Here is a 21131-nt window from a genome sequence, read left to right as displayed (position 1 = left end):
TCCGCGCGTATAGAAATCTATCGTTGGAAAATGCTTATGAATTCTTAAAGATTCAAAGTAACCGCCAAACGGCCGGGCATGTCTTCTCACTTTTGGCACCTCGCGGGGCTCCCCCCGCGAGGTATGACGGTGCATGATGGCTGTCAATCTCACGTATGTCCTAAGCCACCTGCAGTACGACGCTGAATTTTACGCCTCGGGGGGTATTCTCGATTCCGTAGGAAGCGCCATGGGCATCGAACACCTTGCTGACGATATACAGCCCAAGACCGCTGCCCCCCGTAGCCCGGCTCCGCGATTCCTCGACGCGATAAAAGGGCTCGAACAGCCTGGGCAGCTTCGCTTCATCCAGCTGCGCTCCGGTGTTCACGACCTCCAGCTTATACTGGCGTTTCATCCGGCCTGCCTTCGCATCCGCCCCGTCCTGCTCCATGCCTGCTCCCATCCCTGAGGTTACGCCCCTGCCAGCAGCAGAGCTCAGAGGAATGAACGCTTCTCCGGCCTGCGGCTCCTTCATCTCCGTAATACGCACGTAAACATGCTCGCCATCGCCGGAATATTGTACGGCATTGCCGATGATATTGGATACGGCCTTGGCCATCAGCCGCTCATCGGCGGCAATGACGGCTTCCTGCGGCAGCTCGCATTCAATCGTCATATCCTTAACCTCAGCCAGGTAACTGATGTTTTCGACCGACTCGCGGACTAGCTCAGCCAGATCGACCTGCCGCATCAAGGGCAGAAAATCCCGGCTCTCCAGCTTGGACAGGTCCAATATCTCGTGCACCAGCTTATCCATGTCGCGCATGATTTTATAGGACTGTCTCAGGTAGGTGTCACGGTCCCGGTAAGCGCCGACATTGCCGATCATCGCCTCCAGCTGGCCGCTCACCGCCGTAATCGGTGTCTTCAGCTCATGCGATATCGTCGCCACGAATTCACGCCGTTTCTTCTCCTGTTCACGCTCTTGTTCGATATCATCCTTCAGCTGCGCATTCGCCTCCTGCAGCTCCGCCATGGTCGAGCGCAGGTTGGAGGCCAGCTTGCTCAAGCTCTGGGACAGCTCTCCAATCTCATCGCCCGACTTCAGGGGATTCGCCGCCGCGGAGAAATCCAGCTTCGCCAGCCTGCGCGCCACATTGTTCAAGCCAAGCAGCGGACGGGCGATCAGGCGCGAATAAAGGGCCGCTCCGCCGACAGCAATGAGCAGGATGGCGATCAGCATGTAGGGAAGGAACCGCAGGATAACCTCGGAAGCTTCATCAATCGGCTGGAGCGGAGCGTTTACCGACAGCGTAAAGGACTCCGCGCTTTCGGCGAAATGAATGGTCCGGTTCACCGTCAGCATATTCGGACCTGCCGCAACCGCTGGCCTTGCCGGAACGAATCGGTCCGGATTCTGCCTCAGCTTGCGGAAGCCCGGCAAATCAATGCTGCCTCCGCTGCCTTGAATGAACCACATCAAATCAGCGGGCAGCAGCATTTGACCGTTCACATCCCGCACACGCAGCATCGCGTTATGTTCCTCTCCGAACTTTATAATCAGCGGAATGGCATCCCCGTAATCCTGTCCGTCGACAGCCGCAACAAGCTCATTCACACCGCTATCCAGCCGGGCTTGCTTAATGGACTTATAGTAGCCGGGCAGCATGAAATACAGCGTCAAATAGATCAGCAGCGCCGACACGACCAGCAGCGCCGCTGTGATGGTGAATATTTTAAACGTGACGCCCCCGCGCCTCATCCTTCCTCTTCCGCCGGTTCGTTCTCCCATGCGTATCCGACTCCTTTGACTGTTCGAATCACCGAGATAACACCCAGCTTCTTGCGGATATTTTTGATATGGGCGTCGACAATTCTGGAATCGCCGAAGTAGTCATAGCCCCATATTTTATCAAGCAGCATATCGCGGGTCATAATCCGGCCGGCGTTGCTGAGCAGCACGCTCAAGATATCAAACTCTTTGGTTGTCGTATCGATTAATTGACCGTCAACATACACTTTATAGGCATCCGGATCCAGCCGCAACCGGCCGCCAAACAACAGCCCGCCCGGCTTCACTTTGCTTTTGGTCCGGCGCAGCACTGCCTCCACCCGCTTCATCAGCACCTGGAAGGAGAATGGCTTCACGACATAATCATCCGCATGCATCTCGAAAGCGCGCAGCTGATCCTTCTCTTCGCCAAGCGCCGTCAGCACGATCACGGGCATATCGGATTGCTCCCGGATCATCCTGCAAACGGTAAATCCATCGAGACGCGGCATCATAATATCAAGAATAACCAAATCGTAGGGCTGCTGCTGAATTTTGTCCCAGCCTTCCCGTCCGTCGCTTGCGACCTCCACCTCATACTGCCGGGAGCGCAGATACTCCGCTATCAGCTCTTGAATATATTGATCGTCCTCTATGACGAGAATATGTGCCGGCATAACCGCAGCAGCCCCTTGTTACTGGAATAGGCCTATTATAAACGGTGAATATGAAATTAAAATGAATGCCGCATGAAGCGGCAGGACAGAAAAAAGGACATCCGTCTCTATGGAATAAATTCGGTTTTTTTCCACACCGAATATTACTCGCATAAAGAAGATGTCCCGCTTTTCTGACGAAGCCCCGTTTCACCGGCAATTATTGCCGCGGTTCCTTCACCAGCTGCTCCTGCGCCATCCGCACCAATTCCCGGACCATCGATCCGCCGATCCGTCCGCCCACATGCCCGACAGACTCCGTGGTCAAACCGCCATTATAGCCATGCTCCATAGGTACGCCAAGCGATTTGGCAACCTCGTATTTCACATCGTCGGGCCTGTTCGGGTCCACTGCATAGCCCTCGCGCCGCATCACTTCCGCTTTAAAGGCGCTCATCTGCTGGCTTACGCCAGGTACAACATGCGTTCTTCTGCCTCTTCTGGCCATTGTATAACTCACTCCTTTTGCCCATCCGGATTTATCTAGGCATAGGTTGCCCGGTGCGGTACAGAATCATGCGCATCATAAAAAGCATCCGTTTAATCCCCGCTTGTTGCGGCGGCTAAACGGATGCTTTTGAAATCATTTATCTACTGCCAAGTCAGTCAAACCATCCTTTGATCTTAAACCAGGCGAACATACCGCCACCGAGAAGAACCATGACAGAGAGGACTCCAAAATAACCGCCATGCCAGTCCAGCTCGGGCATATTTTGAAAATTCATCCCATAAACGCCGGCGATAAAGGTGAGCGGCATGAAGATGGTGGTAATGACGGTCAACGTCTTCATGATCGTGTTCATCCGGTTGGAGCTGAGCGACATATAATGATCCCGCATATCGGAGGTCATGTCGCGGTTGGAATCCACCATCTCCGACAGCTTCAGCAGATGATCGTGAACATCGGTAAAAAACAGCAAATAATGGCTCATCCCGTCAATACGCTGCGTATTCACAATCCGGTATAACAAATCCCGCATCGGCACGATCGTTTTGCGCAGCTTCAGCAGCTTGTTGCGGATTTCAAAAACGTCGCTGAGCTTCCCCTGCACCTTAAACTCAAGCTCTTCCCCCTCGAACTCCAGCAGCTGGTCCTCAATCGCCTCCACGGCCGGAAAATAATGATCGACCAGCTCATCCATCACCAGATATGCCGTATATAAGGGGCCTTGCTCTTCAAACTGGGGCTTGCGCAGGAACTTGGACCAGGCTTCTTCCATCTCCTGCAGCGGCTTCCAATGGAAGGTGACCACAAAGCCTGGACCGACGAACATATCCACTTCCACCGGCCTCCGGCCCTGCTCCTCCATCGCATGCAGAACGAAGAAATGGACATTATCGTAATGATCCAGCTTCGGACGCTGCAGGTGCATGAGGCAGTCTTCAATCGCCAGAGGGTGAAAATGAAAATAGCTGTCGAGCAGCTCCACTTCCTCCTCCGTAGGCTTGCAAAAATCAACCCAGATCCATTTTGCCTGCTCACGGTCGATCTCAAGAAGCGGCGTATGCTCAATCAGCTGTTTGTCCTTCGTGATGACTAACGTACGAATCATAATCCGTGCTCCATCCGACTTTTCTTTTCATTGTAGCATTGGAGATTTCAGGGAGCAATTTTACCCGGACTTCATCATCTCCAGCACGCTCTGCCGATTGCTCTCGTAAATCAATCCGGCCAGTTTGACGTTGGGGAATCCCCGTTCCAGCAGCTTCAAGCCACCGGCCGTACAGGAGAGGTGATGATGGAATTTGTAGAAACGCATCCGGTTGGGATCAAGCCCGCTCCGCTGCAGGTACCGTTCATACTGCGCGCCGAAGCGAAACTGCATGAAGCTATGCTCATGCTCGATATCAAAATATTCGGCGCCCTCAATATCGATGAGATACGGCTCATTCCTTTCATTCACCAGCACATGATCGGGGCCCAGTTCACCATGGATAAAGCCATACTGCTCACGCGGCTGAATACCGGTCATCAGATGTTCAAGATGCTTCAAAATCTGATGCTCATTCCATTCGCTTTGTTGAACACGCGGCACCGTGAAAGCAAGCTCCCTAAGTGCATGGTCATATATCTGTTTATGGCAGGGATTAGCCGGTGCTTGATGATGCGCTTCTCCGCCGGGCTGCGCCTTTCCCCACGCCTTGCCGCAGCTGCCGTGCATGGCTTGGAGCATCTCTGCCAGCTCTCCATAAATTCCATCCCTCACATCCGCCGTTGCCTCTTCACAGGCCTCCAGATTCATGCCGGAAACATATTCGACAATGGCATAATCGAAAGGGTAGCGTCTCCTCTCCCTGTTGATATAACGAACCGCGGGCACGCGAACGCCAATTTGGCTCAGCAGACGAGTATTGGTCTCGAATTGGAGTGCCCCGTAAGACGTATCCGTTACCCCTCCCTCCCGCAAATCCCGTTCAAAATAATTCGCCGACAGGTCCCAAACAAACAGAATCAAGCACAGTCCTTCCGTACAATTCAGCTTGTAGACCGCTTTCTGCGCGCCCCCATCACTGATCCGGCTAATGCCGTTTAGACGATACCGGTTTCCTCCAATCTCCCTGATATGCTCCTCCAAATCCGCCTGGCTAATGTGTCCGCCGCTGCTTTGCGACATGATGCTCCACTCCCTCTCTTGAGTCTGTCCTCGAGCCCGGGAAGAGCTGCTGCAGTATCTCGGAAAATCTGCTCAAGCCCGAATGCTTCCGGACTATCGTAAACAAAATGCCGATAAAAATATAGACTGTTTCGAAACCGTATGTTATGATGTTGACTGATTTCTGTATAAAAACATACATACGATCCGGAAGAAATTGAAAGCCCTTTCTGCTTCTGACGGATTCAAAAAAGCCTTGGGACAAATGGGTCCCAAGGCTTTCCTATTGTAAGCTGGATGCGAAAGAGGATTCCGCATGCGCAGCCTGCCGGTTTCACCGAACCCTGATGAAGCTGCTTTAGTAAAATCAAACTGGCCGGTTGGCGATCCGCTTGACCTCCATCACGCTGATGCGCTGATCCATAACCTCGTGGAACAGCGTATCCTCCGTTACATGATCGATAAATAAAATACCATCCAGATGATCCACCTCATGCTGGATGCATCTGGCAAGGAATCCTTCTCCCTCGATCACCACTTGTTCTCCGGCCCTGTTCAATGTCCGCACCGCTACGGTTTGTGCCCGTTTAACAATCCCCGCATATCCAGGGTAGGAGAGGCAGGCCTCAGGCCCGGTCTGTTCGCCGCTTGCACGGATGATTTCCGGATTGATCAGCTCAATCAACCCCTCACCACAGTCCATCACCACGACCCGGCGTAGAATTCCCACCTGCGGAGCAGCCAGGCCTGCCCGTCCATCGGAGTCGTGCAGCGTCTCTGCCATATCCTCCAGCAGCTTGATAATCCTGGGCGTGATCTCCTCGACGGGTTTGGACTTCTTGCGCAGGATCGGATCGCCGAACGGCAGGATTGCTTTGATGCTCATGCTTTAAGCTCCTCTCATTTGATGATTGGGGGTGTGCACCCAAAGGTCATTCGGCTTGCATTCCAGCGCTGTACACAACGCATCAAGCGTGTCAGCCTTCATCTGTTTCGGAGCTGCCGTCAGCAAAGCGCTGATGGAAGGCGCGGACAGACGGTAGCCTGTTTTTTCATGCAAAAGACGACCCAGTGCCGCTCCGGACCAAATGCCCCGCTCAGCCATTACTTGTCTCAACATCCATTCGAGCATATCTCCACTCCTCTTCAGCCGATTAATTAGGCAACACTTAATTTATTAAGGCAATACCTAATATTATACCAACACCAATCGAAAACGCAACGGCGGCTGTCAGCCCTTTTTGTCCAGTCTATTTCTGAGGGAAGAAACCTGCAGCGCCGCCAAAGGATGTCGACAGCCGTTTGTTGCTTGTGTAACTTTTATGATCTTGCTAACGTGGTACTAAGTGAAGCATCAAGCAGTGGTGTAAGGAGGAAAGCACTTGTGACAGCGGGCTTGGATGATTTATACCGCCAGCATATGAATGACATTTACCTTTATCTATATAAACTATCGGGAGACAGGCAGACCGCTGAGGATCTCACCCAGGAAACTTATTTTCGCGCTTTCCGATTTCTGGATTCCTATACCGGAGGCAAGGTCCGCCCATGGCTGTTCAAGGTAGCGTATCACGCTTTCATCGATTGGCACCGCAAAAAAGCCCGAGGCCGCGAGCTTCCCCTGGTTATGCAGCCTGAAGCCGCTGGTCCGCCAGACAGCGATCCCGAGAGCAGAATGCTTGAGCAGGAATTGCATGAGCAATTCGAGACTCTTGCCCGGGAGCTTCCGCATAAACAGCATCAGTCGCTGCTGCTGCTTTACTATCATCAGCTTACCTATGATGAAATCGCCCAGGTTCTGGGTATCCCGCTGGCCGATGTCAAGATATCGATCTACCGCGGCAGACAAAAATTACGTCAGTTATGGAGGAAGGATAACGATGACCCAGCCATCCGATGAACAATTGAACAGCAGGATCGCGGCTTATTTGCGGGGGGAGCTTACAGGGGAGGAAGTCAATCTTCTGCGTAGTGAGCTGGAACAAAACGAGACCTTAGCCGGCCAACTGGAGCTGCTGCTGCTGGGACCGCCTCCCGGCGAATCGGAAAAGCCGGAACATGGCGGCATGCCCATTGACATCCAATCTAACATCATCCGCCGCAGCAAGTGGCAGAGCCGGTTCTCGGTGGTTTCGATCACCTTTACAACGCTTGCTGCCATTTTCCTTGTATCCGTTTTGTATGGGTATTCCAATGTTTTCTTCGCCACCCGCTGGTTTGGTCCCGATGCCCATGCCATGATCCGGGTCACCAGCGATGTCATTTCATTCACGAAGCCTGGCATCAAGGTCGGCAATTCAGCAACCGGAAGCGCGCTGCTCACGTTCACAAGCGATTATGAGCTCCGGGAGCAGGTGGGCAGAGGCGAGAATACCGTCGGCTATTACCGGGAAAATTGGTTTTTTGCCAAGGTATCGAGCCGCTATGACTGGTCAGGCGGCCAGCATGCCCTTCCCTTCTTTTTCCGGTACCCGGCAGAAGGCACCGACCTGGCTCCTCAACCTTCGAGCGGGAATGGATGGCTGACGCTGGAGAAGCTGCCGGAGGGAACCGTCTCCCAGCTTGCCGTCTCGTTCCGGCATTTGCTGACACATGACGAATATTTCGCGATCACCAAAAAATACGACCTCGACACCATCTGGTTCGCCGTCGATACAGGAGTGGAAAGCAAGCTGTCCGCAAGCAATCCGCTGCTGGGCTCGGGCCTTGTGTTCGGTTATGCTCCGGATGCGCTACCTTACGGAGATGAGGATAATCCGGGCAGCTATACAATAGAAGACAACGCGGAAGGCGAACGACGCGCGCAGACCTATTTGAGGGAGATCCGTTATCTGCTTGACCACGGAAGGCTGACAGAGGCGCTGCTGCGCAATAATGCGCAGAACCCGCAATTCAAAGCAGCGAACCTGGAGGACCGCTACAGCTATTTGATGAAAAATGGCGTCAAGCTGTACGGCGCCGTGTTGACCGGCCCGACCAAGGAACTGCTCAAGCTCAAACAGGAATCCGAGCTGGACACTCCCCTGGTGGGGTCTACGGACTGGTGGAACTGGGACCAGCAGCAGGCGAGCGGCGTGGAATACAGCCATTAATTAATCCAGCCAGCCATTCTTCCGGGCAATTCCGATCGCATCGATCCGGTTTTTGGCCTCCAGCTTCTGGATCGCCTCCGACAAATAGTTCCGTACCGTTCCGGCTGTCAGAAAAAGCTTGCCTGCCATATCGACCGCCGATAACCCTTCCGCGGCAAGCTTCAGCACCTCGCGCTCGCGTTCGCTGAGCGGGTTCTCCGCTTCCCAGAATGTCATAGCAAGCTCGGGGCTGACTGCCCGGCCGCCTTGATGGACGCTGCGGAGCGCTGCGCCCAGCTCATCGATTGGCGAATCCTTGAGCAGAAAGCCCTGTACACCGGCACGCATCGCGCGCTGAAAATATCCGGCCCGCGAGAAAGTCGTCAGAATGACTACCCGGCAGGAATGCTTTTGCGCCTTCAGGCGTTCGGCCACGTCGAGCCCCGTCAGCTTCGGCATCTCAATGTCCAGGATGCACAGATCCGGTACAAGCGACTCGATCATGGAGAGCGCCTGCTCGCCATTTTCCGCCTGGCCGATCACCTCAATATCGTCCTCCAGATCAAGCAGCGCGCTCAGTGCCCCGCGCAGCATGGCCTGATCCTCCGCCACAATGACTTTCATGGTTATTAACCCCCTTTATTCCATCGATTTGGTAACCCGCGGCACTGTGAAGGTTACAGAAGTGCCGCTGCCTTTGAATGGCGCGAAGCTCAAGTCGCCCTCGACCAGCTTAAGCCGCTCCTTCATGCCGTTCAGCCCGTTCCCGTCAGTGACCCCCGCAGCGGGGTCGATGCCGCGGCCGTCATCGGAAACTTTAAGATGAAGCAGATCCGGCTCCCCCCTCCACTCCACCGTGCATGTTCTCGCCTTGCTGTGCTTGACGATGTTCGTGACCGCTTCGCGCAGGCACATGCCCAGAATATTGTCGGCAAGCGGTGATGCCATGCTTTCCGCGAGCTCGCCGCGAACCTCAAGCACAATATCTGCCGCAGCCAATATTTGTTTTGCGTTTACCAGTTCGTCCCGGACCGTTACGGCATTCATCCCGGATACCAGCTCCCGCACCTGCTTCAGCGCCGCCCGCGAGGTGGCGTGAATATCCTTGACCTCCTGCGCTGCGCGCTCCGGATTCTTCACGATCAGCCTCTCCGCAAGCTCGCTCTTGAGCGTGATAAGCGACAGGGTATGACCCAGCGTATCATGCAGATCGCGGGAGATCCGCTGCCGCTCCTCGTTCTTGGACAACCGCGCAATCTCCTCGTTCGCCAGATTGAGCTTTTCCCGCAGCTCAAATGATTTTTGGCCCATCCGCAGCGCAAAAGGCAGGAAGAGCATCACCAGCATCGCAGGTACAATCTGGATCATGTCATTAGCGCTCAGGTACAGCTTATAGTACAATCCCACGGCAAGGAACAGCGCAACCATTGCGCCCATCCCAACGTACATCTGCTTCCTCGACGATATCAATCCGATGATGGGGGACGGATAGAAGGCCATATAAATGAAGCCCGCATTATACCGGTAGCAGAACAGCCCTATAATGATAAGCTGCAAAAACACAGAAATAAGCCTTCCCCGGTTCACTTTGGAGCTGTAGAGATACAGGGCCGTAAATACGGCAAGGACAAGGAGTCCGATTACAAGCTCCCCGACGGGACGGCTAAACAGCTCGGTGAGCGGAAACGCCAGGTAAAACAAAAAAACAAATGAAAAGTAAAGGGGCGGCCCTTTACGGGGCCGCACGGTCGATCGCTTCATATTACACCGCTTCCCGCTTTTTAATGATATAAGAGGATAATACCATAAATACCAGCACATACGCTGCCAATATCAGCACACCGCTCCAGTCGAGGGAACCCCCGGCCACCAGATTCCAGGCTCCCTGGCCAAGCCTGAAGGTCGGCGTGAATCGGGCCAGATTCTGCAGCTCCGCCGACATCGTGGAAGTCGGCATCCACAGACCGCCCAGCACCGAAAGCCCCATATACACGATCATGCTGATCACCTGTACGACATCCGCATTCTTGATCGTGCCCAGCAGCGTGCCAAGCGCCATGAAGGAAAAGCCGCCGATCCATATCCACAGACCGCTTTCGATCCAGACGGCCGGGGATAAATCGATGCCCTTGGCAAACCCGCCGATGATGAACATCATGGCAATAATAATCAGATTAATGAACGCCTGCGCCGCCACCTTGGAGAAGATATAGGACCATGAGGGCAGAGGGGTAATATGCAGCAGTCTGATCCATCCTTGAGAGCGCTCCTTGGAGATCCGCTGGGAAAAGGACATGAGGCTTGCCCCGATCACCCCGTATACCGTCATGGACATGAGATAGTACGAGCTGAAATCCACACCCCCGACCGTTGTATCGCTTCCCATCGCACTGGTGAAGATAAAGAAGAAAGCTACCGGCATGATGACCGAGAAGAAAACAAACCGTTTATTCCGTGCCGTGCGAATCAGCTCCGCTTTGCACTGCGCCCATGTCGCCTGCATACTTGTGTTTTTCATTATCAATCTCTCCTATCGTTGGGTGGTTTGCTGAACAAGCGCCTGAAAAGCATCCTCAAGTCCGCCGCTGGCAATTTCAATATCGCGCATATCGATCCGTTTCTCTACAAGGGCGGCGATCAATTGGTCCGTATTGCCGCTGAACAGTCTGACCTTCCGTCCGCTCCACTGGATATCCGTGACTCCCGGCATTGCCGCCAGCGAATCCGGGGTGACGGAGGCTCCGGCAGTGAACGTTATCACACGGCCAGTTGTTTCCGCCTTGATCTCGCTTGGCGTGCCATCGGCGATCAGCTTCCCGTTATTGATGACCACAATCCGGTCGGCTACACTGTCCGCTTCCTCGAGATAATGGGTCGTCAGCACAATAGTCCGGCCTCTTCCCGCCATGGCGCGAATCGTATCCCAGAAGAGCTGGCGCGAGGAGACATCCATCCCGACTGTCGGTTCGTCGAGAAACAGCACCTCAGGATCGCCTGCTACAGCCAGCGCGAATCCGAGCCGGCGCTGCTGTCCGCCGGAGAGCGCCGTTGCCATCTTGTTTTTCTCCTCCTCCAGACCGGAAATCCGCAGCAGCTGCTCAAGCGGCAGCGGCTTCTCGTAATAATGACGGAACAGCTCTATCGTTTCATACACTTTCAGATTATCGATAACGCTGACATCCTGCAGCATAGCGCCGATCTGGTCGCGGATCCGCGGGTCCCGGGGGTCTCCCCCGAGCAGCTTGACGCTGCCGCTGGTCGGCTGATGTAGGCCAAGTATCATGGAGACCGTTGTTGTCTTGCCTGCGCCGTTAGGGCCAAGAAGCGCCACTACGCTGCCTTTCTCAATCGTCAGGGATAACCCGTCGACTGCTTTCTTCCCTTTATAGATCTTCGTCACCTGATCCAGCTGTATGGCTGCTGTCATGGATTCCCACCCCTTATTCCTTGTTTGCAACAGGCCTTGTGCTGCGGCCTCTTTGTTGATTTCATCTTACCAAGACGTGATGCCGGCAGGTATTCACGAATGTAATGTCTTGCGCATGACAAATGTCATACGGGTTGGATCCATCAGGGAGGGAAGCAGGGCGGTCAGGGAGAAGCGAATTTATTTAAATGGAATTTGACATTATTTATAGAATGTGATATATTATAAGTCTATATGTAGTGTAACCTCATGGTTTTCCCCGATTTAGTTTTAGTTAAGATGGTTATCCTCCCATCCAGTTAACACATTCCTTTTATCACGGCTGCTTTAAGGAACACGGATTCAAACTGGCGCGGTCATTGGAACCGCAAGGACGACTGAGAGGTAAGGGCTTTCGTTGTTTTCGTGCAAGTGAATCGAAGACCACTAAATGTTACGCTATTATATACATCGCATATGCGCTCCGCTGAATCGATCGATCGGTTTGACGGCGCAGGCTAAGCGACTAATACAAATGACCCCCGCTGATTAATCAGCGGGGGTCGACTAATTTTCAGGGGCTTCATCCTGATGATGAAGGGCCAGGGCGGAGAATGGCTTAGCGATTCTCCGCCAAAGGATGCCTGATCCATATCGTAAAATCCGCGTTCTCCCAGGTCCGGGAGTCCGTCCAATAGAAAGTGAACTCCACGCCCGTCAGCTTGTCGCTGGCGGATAAGGGGATATCAAACCAATAAGTCCCGAACCCGCTGCCCCGCATCTCATCATCATGTACGGTGTGCCAATTATCCATGCTCCAGTGAATGCGCGCCTGAGCCAGAACCTCAATCCGCAGAGGCTCGCCCACATTCGTCGAGCTGACCTTATGATTGAAGCGCCAGACGTTGCGCAGCGCAGGCGGCCCATCCTTATAGCGATCGGCAACGATCGGCACGCGGTCGAATAATTGATCATCCTGCAGACTCCGCAGCAGGTTGAGATATTCCGCATGAGCCCATACCAGCGGCATAGCGGAGCCAGTCGGCTTGCCCCTGTGCAGTCCCTTGTCCGGAATGTCCGGAAGGGTCCACAGCTGTTCGGGCAGCAGTTTATTACCAGCGGCGAAATCCTCAAGGGCGCGCGCCAGACGCTCCGCCTCCGCTTTATTTCCCGCTGCCAATTCATAGTGCGCCCGTTCTCCCGTAAGCAGGGGCCACGCCTGTCCGACCCCGTAGCCCTGGAAGGGATCACCGTTCTCATGCTCGCCGTAGCCGTCATGATTATACCGGTACCAGCTCGGCCCGGCAGGCAGCTCCACTTTAATTACCTTATCCACCACCTGCACAGATTTCAGGATATGCGGATCATGGGGCGGGCGTATGCCGTAATCGACCAGCTGCAGGAATCCCGCATCCACCACATCATCCACCGGGAACTCGCTCTGCACATCCGGCGCCAGATTGCGGATCGGGATTTTGCCTTGATGGGGACTATCGTGATCCGGATTGCCGACCACAACCGTGTTCAGCCGCTCGTAATGGGCAGGCAGCTCCGGATCGAGCAGGCTGTTCGTCGTATAGGTCCACGCATCCAGATTGCTCGCCCACCAATCCGCAACCTCTGTCAGATAAACGGAATGCTCCCGTTCGCCTTTGGCGTCAGCCAGATCGGCAGCGCAGATCAGCGCCGTAATCATGGCCGCCAGCGTCGAAGGGGAATACCCGCCGTCCTCTTCCCACCGCTCCTGCCCGGTCACCGGCCCCTGCCGGATCAGAAAAGCCGCTGCTTTGAACACCATCGGACAAGGGTCGAAGCCCTCCAGCGCATTTCGTTCACTCAGCCGCCAGGCGAGAATAACCGGAAAAGCCGTCTCATCCAGCTGAATGCCGTCCCAGAAAGGGCGTCCGTCAATCCAGTTGTTCTGATGCCAGCCCCCGCATTCCTGCTGAATTCCGGCCAGGTAGAGCAGGATCGCCCGGGCGCTCTCCACATCGTCAATCGCCAGATGGCCCGTTGCCGTCTGTACCAAATCCCGCGGCCATACCAGATGGTAACCGCCCGTTTGCCCGTCCGCCGTGCTTGTCTCCCCCCATGGGAAGGACAGCGAAGCGATCGTCCCGCCGGGATGGAGCTTGTCCTGGTGGCTCAGCAGCACTTGAACGCTCGAACGGAATAATGCCCCGTCATCCCCCGTACAGGCGAATAAATTACGAATAGACTCCGTTCGTTTTTTCCACTGATCCACATAGGCCGTGTAGCAGTTCTCATAGCCTGCCTCTATCGTGGCATAGGCCTGGCCTGCCGCTTCCTCCTCCGTCTTCCCGAAGCCGAAAACAAGCGTAAACATCCCATCCTCCGGCAAATCGATCTGTCCTGTGAGCACAACATTGCCGTCCGGGGCCGAAGCAAACTCATTCGTCATTCTATAGTTTGCGGCGATATCCTGCCAGCCTCCGGAGGTACCGGCATATCCGACCGAGCGTTTGCTGAAGCCGCAGGAGCACATAACGGCAAGCGTGATGGAGCCGCAGGAAGCCAGCAGCAGAGGATTACCCCGATATTCGCTGATCCGCGCGTCATTGTGGTAACCCTGATTTCCTATATGCGGGGAGGTCAACGCGAACAATGAATAATCCGCAAGCTTTCCCTCCAGGGGAATGAAGCGGACCTGCTGAATCAGCGTATTACGGGAAGGATCCGTGATCACATCCTTGGTAATCTCATACCGCCTCGAGAGGCAGGTGTTCGTAATCCGGAAAGCGGGCGCCCACAGATCCAACCACTCCATTTTATGCCTGGTACCCGACTTCTCCTCAGAGAAAAATCCATCTCCCGCCACCACGAACTGCGCATCTTTTATATTTGCCGTATCGACCTGCGGATAATAAACCTCATTCATTATCCCTTGCGAAAAAGTGAACCATACCAGCGATTCGGGACTTGCCGCGGTACCCACACCGGATTTGGCCCCTGTCGTCCAGGTCGGACGCTCCCCGGGTCTGCCGAAGGCTTCATTCATCTGCAACAATCCCCCTGCATTCTTATTGTTGTCCGCGCACATGCCAACTAATGATTATATTTTACCCCTGCAGGGCGGCCGCAAACTGCCCGTCCATGCTGCGTGAGGACTGCTCATTTTAGCATCGACAAAAAAAAGCGTCCTGATCGGACGCGCGCTTGGAGAACAATTTAAGATAAAAAGCAGCTTCAGCCCTCTTCGAATCGAAACATCACACGGCAGGACAACCTAAGTGAGCAAACGCTTGGCGCGCCGGTTCGTCAACCGGCAGGAAAACTCCGATTCCTGGATACATGCTGCTGCCGGCGGAAAGAAAGACTTGCCTGTAACGGATCGGAACTAACCCGCCTGCGCTTTCCGTTCTGGCTAATATGATTCTGGAGTAGTTTTCTTGGTGTTCCGGAGTCTTCGGCTCCATATTCCAATACTTATCGGTATCGCCGTATTGATGGAATTTTCGAATCAATCTTTGATACCAGTCATCGTGTCGGGAAAGCAGATGGTTCCTCTTGAAAGCTTGTATCCCGTTGATGGCATGCGATTCCCACTGGTCGAACGATGCTGCATCGTAAGTGGAGCGAGCTCGTATGGGAAGATCGGAATTGAAATGAAAATCGATTAGATTCATACGGTTCTCATAAAATAAATCGCAAGGGATATCAAATAAATCACGGAATGGTTCATTAAACTCCTTGATATCCAACGTCGGGGTTACGATCATGGCCGGAAGAGATAAATTTGCCATCAATTGATGCGCCTGCTCCAGAGCAAGCTCCAGGGATCGTCCCGCCATTTCGGGCAGGATCGGTAGATATCCGGCAGCTGCGAGCAGATCATTGCGCTCATCGGAGGTGCATTCAAGATATTCGGCAATACGAAGCATCGTTTGACGGTCCGGCAATCTGTGCGAACGTCCGACCAGCAGGTTTTTATACGTCAGGCAGGCCTCGTCGTTCAGCTCCTGCTGCGTGAATCGTTTTAACGAAGGATGGGATTGATCGGCATATTGACGCTGGCGCTTCATACGAAGCGTTTCGATTTCTCCCAATGCGGCTTTCAGCCATTTATGCTGCGGGCTCCGGTTTCCATGCACGACTTTCCCCCCTCATTCAGGTCCAGGTGTAGTTTTACACTTGGGCTAAATGTTTTACTAAAGTATACTTCTCCATAAAACCGAGGTCAATTTATGCTCACTGGAGCATGGATGACTATCGGATAAAGACGTATTCTCTATTGTTAGATCAGGATAGGAGGAAGCAATATGAAAGCGGTCGTTATTGTTGATTACGGGACTCCCGAGGTTCTGCAGGAACAGGAAACAGCCAAGCCGGAGTTGAAAGAAACGGAGGCGCTTGTGGAAATGTACGTAACGACGGTCAATTCCGGGGACCATCTTATCCTCTCAGGGGCGTTCCGGAATATCATTCCTCTCCGGTTTCCGCATGTTCTTGGTATTGAAATCGCAGGCGTGGTGAGAGAAGTCGGAGAGAAGGTTAAGCATGTGAAGCAGGGCGACCGTGTCATAGGGCTGACTGCAGCCGGCGGAGGCTATGCGGATTATGTGGCAGTGGATGAGAGGGGACTCGCAGTTATCCCGTCTACGCTTTCGTTCGAGAAAACCGCCGCGTTACCGGCTGTCGGGTTGACCGCATGGCAGTCGTTGTTTGAGTACGGCGAGCTGCAGCCGGGACAGCGCATTCTGATTCACGCAGGCGCTGGGGCTGTGGGTCATATTGCCGTTCAACTGGCCAAACAGCACGGGGCTTACGTAATTGCCACGGCGCGTGGCGACAATCAAGAATTTGTACGGCAGTTGGGGGCTGATGAGGTGATCGATTACGTCACAACCGATTTTGCGGAAGCTGTCAGCCCGGTAGATATCGTGCTCGATATGGTGAGAGACGGCGGAGAAACGGAGCGGAAAAGCTACACGGTATTGAAGGACGGAGGAAAGATTCTATCTCTCGTATCCCCGTCAATCAGCGGGAATCCGCGCATTCGCGGCATCGAAGCCCAGTTTGTGCGCCCAGAACCGAACAACAGCGATTGGTCATCCCTTATGCGCAATGTCCAGGAACAAAAGCTGAAGGTGCATATTGAGCGAGTTTTTCCATTCAGCGCCGAGGGAATTGCGGAGGCGCATCGCGCGAGCGCAGCCGGCCGTAAGAAAGGTCAGCTGCTGATTGCACGGAATCCGTAAGCGCTTGAACCGTTCATGCTGCAACAGCAGCATATGCTCCCGCCGCCAGGTGGGAGCTATTTGACGCTCATCTTGATTCCACATCATATAACCGGCTCATCAAAATATATATTTTATAATGTCGACGACGCCTGGCTGACCAGGGAGGACAGCATCTCGGCATCGATCGTTTGCCCCTGCCGCAGCTTGATCGTTTTCCTCTCCGGCGGCCCGTCGAAGCCTGCAGGAAGCGCAAGCTCCGCGGTGTTGAAGATCGTGAAGCTTACCGCGTCCTTCGACGTCGAGATGACAGCCGCATATTTGCCGTTTTTCAAGAAATGGGGCTTCTTATACTGAATCCGCTCATGAACATCCGGAATCGCTCCGTGCACAACCTCGCGCAGGCTGGCGCATAGCTGCCCCTGCCACGGCTCCTTCACCGCTTCTATAAAATCCGTAACTTCCTGGTTCATTTAAGACTCTCCTCTGCAAGATGTAATGGGTCAATATTTCTTACCGCAGGGTAATCAGCCGCTTTCACTAATGTAGTTAAAGAGTTGTTACCTGCTAAAATCCGTCTCCTATCTACACAACGAATGAAAAACCGTTAAATCGACAAAACCGGAAAAATAATGTTTTAACTTTTTTTCAGCATGTCGATCTGGCTGTGCAGCTCGTCCTCCAGGACACGCATCCTCGGATCCTGTGCCGGTGTCCGGCGGTCAAAGAGCTGGCGCAGCTCGATTACACCCTCGCCATAGCCGTGAGGATCCGGGACACGCAAAGCCCATTCAATCGCTTCCTCTTCGGATTTCACTTCGATGAGCGTAAATCCCGCCACCAGCTCGTTCACCTCTGCCAAAGGCCCAGAGGTTACGGACGGTTGGCCGCCAGGCCTGGAAAACGACATCCGCAGTCCGCTCGAGCTCGGATACAGCCGCTCGGCAGCGAGCAGCACGCCAGCTTTCTCCAGCTCCTCGTGATAGGCGTTCATTGCGTCGATGCTTTCGCGGCTTGGCCGGACACCCGCCTCCGAGTGTCTGGTCGCTCTCGTCATCAGGATAAATCTCATATGTATTCCTCCTCTCATTATCCTCCCGATTCGCATTCAGCGGCACGCCTCAGCAGCAGCTCGCGCTCGCGTTCATTTCTCGTCAGCGATGCCGCGCGCTCAAACTCTTCCCTCGCTTCCTCCCGGCGCCCCAGCTTGACCAGGAGATCGCCCCGAACGCTCGGCAGCAAATGGTATTCCTTTAATGCCGGCTCGGAGGTCAGCTCATCGACGAGCTGAAGGCCGAATGCCGGCCCGAACGCCATCGCAATGGCCACCGCGCGGTTCAGCTCGACCACCGGCGACGGCATCACCCGCGACAGCGCTTCATAGAGCGCGGCAATTCGCGCCCAATCGGTCTCCCCGGCAGTACGCGCTCTGGCATGGCATGCGGATATCGCTGCCTGCAGCGCATAAGGGCCGAGCGGGCGGTCGAGCGTCTGGGCACGCTTGAGCGCAGCCAAGCCGCGGCGGATCAGCAGTTGATCCCACTGTGCCCGGTTCTGGTCCATAAGCAGAACCGGCTCGCCTGTGGGGCTCACCCGGGTTTTGAACCGCGACGATTGAATTTCCATGAGGGCAACCAGGCCGTGAACCTCCGGCTCCGCTGGCGCAAATTCCGCAAGGACGCGCCCCAATCTCAGCGCTTCCTGGCAGAGCAGCGGGCGTATCCAGCTGCTTCCCGACGTTGCCGCATAGCCTTCGTTGAACAGAAGATAGATGACCTCCAGCACCGTCGCAAGACGTTCCTTGAGCTCACTGCCGGATGGAACTTCGAATACAGCCCCGGCTTCCCGGAGCGTCCGCTTCGCCCGGACGATCCGCTGCGCGATGGTCGGTTCAGCAGCAAAGAAGGCGCGTGCAATTTCATCGGTTGTAAGCCCGCCCAGAAGGCGAAGCGTCAGAGCAATCCGAGCCTCGCGGGACAGTACCGGATGGCAGGTCATAAAAATGAGACGCAGGAGATCGTCGCCGATCTCCCCGTCCATTGCAGCTTCCAGATCATCTTCTGTGTATAAATCGGCGCTGCGTCCGACCTCCTCATATTTCCGGTCGCGCAGCTTGCTCCTCCGCAAAAAGTCGATCGCCCTCCGCTTGGAAGCAGCCATCAGCCAGGCCCCGGGGTTGTCCGGAATTCCGGAATCCGGCCACCGTTCGAGGGCGATGACGAGCGCATCCTGCGCGAGATCCTCGGCGAGTCCCACATCGCGCACCATTCGGGTCAACCCCGCGATAAGCTTCGGCGATTCAATACGCCATACAGCATCGATTGTCCGGTAGGAAGCGGAGTGCGTCACGGCCTGCTGCGCCTCTCCATTTCCTCACGCAGCGCATCATGATCCGCCAGCAGCTCCGGATTTTCCGTCAGGTCCGGGCCCTCGAATACTTGGCGAAGCTCGATCTGTCCCTCGCCGAAGCCGTGAGGATCCGGCATACGCATCGCCCATTCAATGGCTTCTTCCCTCGATTTGACCTCAATCAGCGTGTAACCGGCAATCATCTCCTTCGCCTCGGTGAACGGTCCGTCCAGCACCTTTGGCTTGCCGCCCGGCTCCGGATAAGAAATCCGGATTGCGCTTGAGCTCGGATGCAGACCATCGGCAGCAAGCAGCACGCCGGCCTTTACCAGTTCCTCGTTATACCGCATCATCGCTTCGAACAGCTCTTCGCTCGGCATTACGCCGGCTTCTGAATCCTTTGTGGCTTTGACAATCATCATAAATCGCATACGTGGTATGCCTCCTCTTATTTTGCTAAAGCCTGCTGCACCACCCGATTCGGGCGGCTTAACCTGCCTCTATATAGACGACGAACGAAAGACGAACGGATCGACATGCGGTTTAATAAATTTTTTTCGGCGGCAAACAGCGGTCACACGTCACGGGTACGCGGCAGCTTAAAGATTGCGGTATTCGGCTATGATTTTCACCTGGGCAAACAAACGAGCGCCTCGTTACGATGGGATCGCGTACGAGGTCATTGCCTCAAAAACCCATCCAGGAGGTCGCTCTACTATGAAGTTTAAAGCGCAGGACAACCAAAATCAACTCATTGAAGTCTTTTAACATATTTTGCAAGCGCATAAAAGGCAGCAGTACGAGACAGACCTTATTTTAGGAATCTGTATGTTCTTCTTCAGTCAGTCCCTGCCGGATTGCTTCGACTGTTCCTTCCGGAAGAACAGTTCTCTTATTAAAGCCCCGAGAGTGCCTGAAACAACTACAATAAGAAATAACTGAATAATCTTCACGAAGAGAAAAGGAGATCCAATAACAATGAAACAAGATAGCATTCCTGTAGAGCGTTAAATTACCGCTTTGCAAAAAAACGAGCGCCTCGGTACGATGGGAGTACGAAACGGGTCATAGCCCTTTAAATCCCATCATCTTAGGAGGACGCTCTACTATGAAGTTTAAATCGCAGGACAAACAAAATCAACTCATTGAAAAAATTACCGCCCAGCATCTGGTCGTCGGGATCGACATCGCCCAGCAGACCCATGTTGCACGAGCCGTTAACTTTCGCGGTATTGTGCTTGGTCATTCCCTATCCTTCTCGAATGATGAGGAAGGTTTTCACAGCCTTCTTCGGTGGATCCAGACGCTACAATCTGCCCATGCTTTAACGGCGGCCATTGTTGGCATGGAGCCTACCGGACATTACTGGCTTAACGTATCCAAGTGGCTCTCGGATCGTCAATTTGAAGTCGTTCTCGTCAATCCACATCTGGTGAAAAAGAACAAGGAGAACCGCGACAATACGCCATCCAAGAGCGACAAAAAGGATGCTCTGGTCATTGCCGACATGGTCAAGAACGGCTACTACTCGGTTACTCGCAACACACCAGCAGCCTTTGAAGAACTCCGTGTCTTTCTCTCCAATCGCGACTTTGTCGTAACGAGACTCGTGAGTGCGAAGAACCAAATTCATCGCTGGGTCGACGTGGTTTTCCCGGAGCTACGGCAAGTCTTCAAAAACATCCTGTGCACCGGTTCATTGGCCACACTTCGTCTTTTTCCTACGCCCGATGACATAGGTACCTTACAGCCACAAGACGTCATACAAGGTTGGAAATCGCTTATGAAACGGCATGCTGGTGAGCGAAAAGCCCGAACTCTTATCTCTCTTGCTCGTCGTTCTGTTGGATCTAAACAGGCCTTGCATGCCTACAAGCTTCACTTGAAGCAACTTCTCGACGAGTACGATCTTGCTTGCCTGCAGCTAGAAACGGTAGAGACGGAGATTGTTGCCGTTTTAGAACGGATTCCATTTGCGAAATTTATGCTTGCTGTCAAAGGGATTAATGCCATTTCACTAGCCGGTATTCTGGGTGAGGCAGGG

21 protein-coding genes are annotated in these 21131 nt (G+C 54.0%); 4 read left to right on the top strand and 17 right to left on the bottom strand.

The window, feature by feature from the left end; genetic code table 11:
* Positions 1 to 160: 160 nt before the first annotated feature.
* From AC0YNV_RS20775 to AC0YNV_RS20745, 7 genes are all read right to left on the bottom strand, one after another.
* Entirely contained in the window at positions 161 to 1774 is a 1614-nt protein-coding gene (locus AC0YNV_RS20775; protein ID WP_475769718.1) for a sensor histidine kinase, read from the bottom strand.
* On the bottom strand, positions 1741 to 2430 hold the full coding sequence (locus tag AC0YNV_RS20770) for a response regulator transcription factor (RefSeq protein ID WP_475769717.1): 690 nt from the start codon (positions 2428 to 2430) through the stop codon (positions 1741 to 1743). The genes AC0YNV_RS20775 and AC0YNV_RS20770 overlap by 34 nt, the downstream gene beginning before the upstream one ends.
* A 199-nt stretch (positions 2431 to 2629) precedes the next feature.
* A complete protein-coding gene (locus AC0YNV_RS20765) occupies positions 2630 to 2917 on the bottom strand; it encodes an alpha/beta-type small acid-soluble spore protein (RefSeq protein WP_210043283.1) in 288 nt (95 codons plus the stop codon).
* A gap of 154 nt (positions 2918 to 3071) precedes the next feature.
* A complete protein-coding gene (gene corA, locus AC0YNV_RS20760) occupies positions 3072 to 4022 on the bottom strand; it encodes a magnesium/cobalt transporter CorA (RefSeq protein ID WP_475769716.1) in 951 nt (316 codons plus the stop codon).
* Positions 4023 to 4082: 60 nt separating this feature from the next.
* Positions 4083 to 5084 carry a phosphotransferase family protein gene (locus AC0YNV_RS20755; protein WP_475769715.1) on the bottom strand — a complete coding sequence of 334 codons (1002 nt, stop codon included), beginning with the start codon at positions 5082 to 5084 and terminating at the stop codon, positions 4083 to 4085.
* Positions 5085 to 5430: 346 nt separating this feature from the next.
* On the bottom strand, positions 5431 to 5949 hold the full coding sequence (def, locus tag AC0YNV_RS20750; RefSeq protein ID WP_475769714.1) for a peptide deformylase: 519 nt from the start codon (positions 5947 to 5949) through the stop codon (positions 5431 to 5433).
* 3 nt (positions 5950 to 5952) lie between these two features.
* Positions 5953 to 6195: a helix-turn-helix domain-containing protein gene (locus AC0YNV_RS20745; protein WP_210043323.1), complete on the bottom strand. Its 243-nt coding sequence runs from the start codon at positions 6193 to 6195 to the stop codon at positions 5953 to 5955.
* 252 nt (positions 6196 to 6447) lie between these two features.
* Here AC0YNV_RS20745 and AC0YNV_RS20740 point away from each other — a divergent pair, with 252 nt between their 5' ends.
* Positions 6448 to 6963 (top strand): RNA polymerase sigma factor, encoded by a 516-nt coding sequence (locus tag AC0YNV_RS20740; protein WP_475769713.1) that lies wholly within the window; start codon positions 6448 to 6450, stop codon positions 6961 to 6963.
* The gene (locus AC0YNV_RS20735; protein WP_475769712.1) at positions 6944 to 8155 is read left to right on the top strand and encodes an anti-sigma factor; all 1212 of its coding nucleotides are present in this window, start codon (positions 6944 to 6946) and stop codon (positions 8153 to 8155) included. Before AC0YNV_RS20740 ends, AC0YNV_RS20735 begins: the two co-directional genes overlap by 20 nt.
* Here the strand turns inward: AC0YNV_RS20735 and AC0YNV_RS20730 are convergent, their stop codons facing one another.
* The 6 genes from AC0YNV_RS20730 to AC0YNV_RS20705 all read right to left on the bottom strand — a co-directional run bounded on the left by AC0YNV_RS20730 (position 8156) and on the right by AC0YNV_RS20705 (position 15583).
* Positions 8156 to 8758 carry a response regulator transcription factor gene (locus AC0YNV_RS20730; protein ID WP_210043336.1) on the bottom strand — a complete coding sequence of 201 codons (603 nt, stop codon included), beginning with the start codon at positions 8756 to 8758 and terminating at the stop codon, positions 8156 to 8158.
* Between the two features lie 15 nt (positions 8759 to 8773).
* Positions 8774 to 9895 (bottom strand): sensor histidine kinase, encoded by a 1122-nt coding sequence (locus tag AC0YNV_RS20725; protein ID WP_475769711.1) that lies wholly within the window; start codon positions 9893 to 9895, stop codon positions 8774 to 8776.
* A 1-nt stretch (position 9896) separates the two neighbouring features.
* Positions 9897 to 10652 (bottom strand): ABC transporter permease, encoded by a 756-nt coding sequence (locus AC0YNV_RS20720; protein ID WP_475769710.1) that lies wholly within the window; start codon positions 10650 to 10652, stop codon positions 9897 to 9899.
* A gap of 12 nt (positions 10653 to 10664) precedes the next feature.
* Positions 10665 to 11561: an ABC transporter ATP-binding protein gene (locus AC0YNV_RS20715; protein WP_475769709.1), complete on the bottom strand. Its 897-nt coding sequence runs from the start codon at positions 11559 to 11561 to the stop codon at positions 10665 to 10667.
* A 598-nt stretch (positions 11562 to 12159) separates the two neighbouring features.
* Positions 12160 to 14559, bottom strand: a complete 2400-nt coding sequence (locus tag AC0YNV_RS20710) for a glycoside hydrolase family 15 protein (RefSeq protein ID WP_475769708.1) — start codon at positions 14557 to 14559, stop codon at positions 12160 to 12162.
* A gap of 211 nt (positions 14560 to 14770) precedes the next feature.
* Positions 14771 to 15583: an MmyB family transcriptional regulator gene (locus AC0YNV_RS20705; protein ID WP_475770038.1), complete on the bottom strand. Its 813-nt coding sequence runs from the start codon at positions 15581 to 15583 to the stop codon at positions 14771 to 14773.
* 237 nt (positions 15584 to 15820) lie between these two features.
* Here AC0YNV_RS20705 and AC0YNV_RS20700 point away from each other — a divergent pair, with 237 nt between their 5' ends.
* A complete protein-coding gene (locus AC0YNV_RS20700; protein ID WP_475769707.1) occupies positions 15821 to 16759 on the top strand; it encodes an NADP-dependent oxidoreductase in 939 nt (312 codons plus the stop codon).
* Between the two features lie 113 nt (positions 16760 to 16872).
* Here AC0YNV_RS20700 and AC0YNV_RS20695 read toward each other — a convergent pair whose 3' ends face one another.
* The 4 genes from AC0YNV_RS20695 to AC0YNV_RS20680 form a co-directional block, all read right to left on the bottom strand.
* On the bottom strand, positions 16873 to 17211 hold the full coding sequence (locus AC0YNV_RS20695) for a DUF1801 domain-containing protein (RefSeq protein WP_475769706.1): 339 nt from the start codon (positions 17209 to 17211) through the stop codon (positions 16873 to 16875).
* Between the two features lie 164 nt (positions 17212 to 17375).
* Positions 17376 to 17810, bottom strand: coding sequence for a YciI family protein (locus AC0YNV_RS20690; protein ID WP_475769705.1), 435 nt, complete (start codon positions 17808 to 17810; stop codon positions 17376 to 17378).
* A 17-nt stretch (positions 17811 to 17827) separates the two neighbouring features.
* Positions 17828 to 19087, bottom strand: a complete 1260-nt coding sequence (locus AC0YNV_RS20685) for an RNA polymerase sigma factor (RefSeq protein WP_475769704.1) — start codon at positions 19085 to 19087, stop codon at positions 17828 to 17830.
* Positions 19084 to 19518: a YciI family protein gene (locus tag AC0YNV_RS20680; protein ID WP_475769703.1), complete on the bottom strand. Its 435-nt coding sequence runs from the start codon at positions 19516 to 19518 to the stop codon at positions 19084 to 19086. The genes AC0YNV_RS20685 and AC0YNV_RS20680 overlap by 4 nt, the downstream gene beginning before the upstream one ends.
* 677 nt (positions 19519 to 20195) lie before the next feature.
* Here AC0YNV_RS20680 and AC0YNV_RS20675 point away from each other — a divergent pair.
* A partial coding sequence (locus tag AC0YNV_RS20675) for an IS110 family transposase (RefSeq protein WP_475769702.1) occupies positions 20196 to 21131 on the top strand: 936 nt, incomplete at its 3' end.

The sequence above is a fragment of the Paenibacillus sp. JT31N11 genome, assembly GCF_056269285.1.
This window is presented reverse-complemented; position numbering and strand designations above follow the sequence as displayed.

Excerpts from the sequence above, each read along its gene's own strand:
- AC0YNV_RS20705 (WP_475770038.1), bottom strand. The coding sequence starts at position 15,583 with ATGAAGCGCCAGCGTCAATATGCCGATCAATCCCATCCTTCGTTAAAA.
- AC0YNV_RS20700 (WP_475769707.1), top strand. The coding sequence starts at position 15,821 with ATGAAAGCGGTCGTTATTGTTGATTACGGGACTCCCGAGGTTCTGCAG.
- corA (WP_475769716.1), bottom strand. The coding sequence starts at position 4,022 with ATGATTCGTACGTTAGTCATCACGAAGGACAAACAGCTGATTGAGCAT.
- AC0YNV_RS20770 (WP_475769717.1), bottom strand. The coding sequence starts at position 2,430 with ATGCCGGCACATATTCTCGTCATAGAGGACGATCAATATATTCAAGAG.
- AC0YNV_RS20725 (WP_475769711.1), bottom strand. The coding sequence starts at position 9,895 with ATGAAGCGATCGACCGTGCGGCCCCGTAAAGGGCCGCCCCTTTACTTT.
- AC0YNV_RS20735 (WP_475769712.1), top strand. The coding sequence starts at position 6,944 with ATGACCCAGCCATCCGATGAACAATTGAACAGCAGGATCGCGGCTTAT.
- AC0YNV_RS20755 (WP_475769715.1), bottom strand. The coding sequence starts at position 5,084 with ATGTCGCAAAGCAGCGGCGGACACATTAGCCAGGCGGATTTGGAGGAG.
- AC0YNV_RS20715 (WP_475769709.1), bottom strand. The coding sequence starts at position 11,561 with ATGACAGCAGCCATACAGCTGGATCAGGTGACGAAGATCTATAAAGGG.
- AC0YNV_RS20710 (WP_475769708.1), bottom strand. The coding sequence starts at position 14,559 with ATGAATGAAGCCTTCGGCAGACCCGGGGAGCGTCCGACCTGGACGACA.
- AC0YNV_RS20745 (WP_210043323.1), bottom strand. The coding sequence starts at position 6,195 with ATGCTCGAATGGATGTTGAGACAAGTAATGGCTGAGCGGGGCATTTGG.
- AC0YNV_RS20775 (WP_475769718.1), bottom strand. The coding sequence starts at position 1,774 with ATGGGAGAACGAACCGGCGGAAGAGGAAGGATGAGGCGCGGGGGCGTC.
- def (WP_475769714.1), bottom strand. The coding sequence starts at position 5,949 with ATGAGCATCAAAGCAATCCTGCCGTTCGGCGATCCGATCCTGCGCAAG.
- AC0YNV_RS20680 (WP_475769703.1), bottom strand. The coding sequence starts at position 19,518 with ATGCGATTTATGATGATTGTCAAAGCCACAAAGGATTCAGAAGCCGGC.
- AC0YNV_RS20695 (WP_475769706.1), bottom strand. The coding sequence starts at position 17,211 with ATGAACCAGGAAGTTACGGATTTTATAGAAGCGGTGAAGGAGCCGTGG.
- AC0YNV_RS20690 (WP_475769705.1), bottom strand. The coding sequence starts at position 17,810 with ATGAGATTTATCCTGATGACGAGAGCGACCAGACACTCGGAGGCGGGT.
- AC0YNV_RS20765 (WP_210043283.1), bottom strand. The coding sequence starts at position 2,917 with ATGGCCAGAAGAGGCAGAAGAACGCATGTTGTACCTGGCGTAAGCCAG.
- AC0YNV_RS20720 (WP_475769710.1), bottom strand. The coding sequence starts at position 10,652 with ATGAAAAACACAAGTATGCAGGCGACATGGGCGCAGTGCAAAGCGGAG.
- AC0YNV_RS20730 (WP_210043336.1), bottom strand. The coding sequence starts at position 8,758 with ATGAAAGTCATTGTGGCGGAGGATCAGGCCATGCTGCGCGGGGCACTG.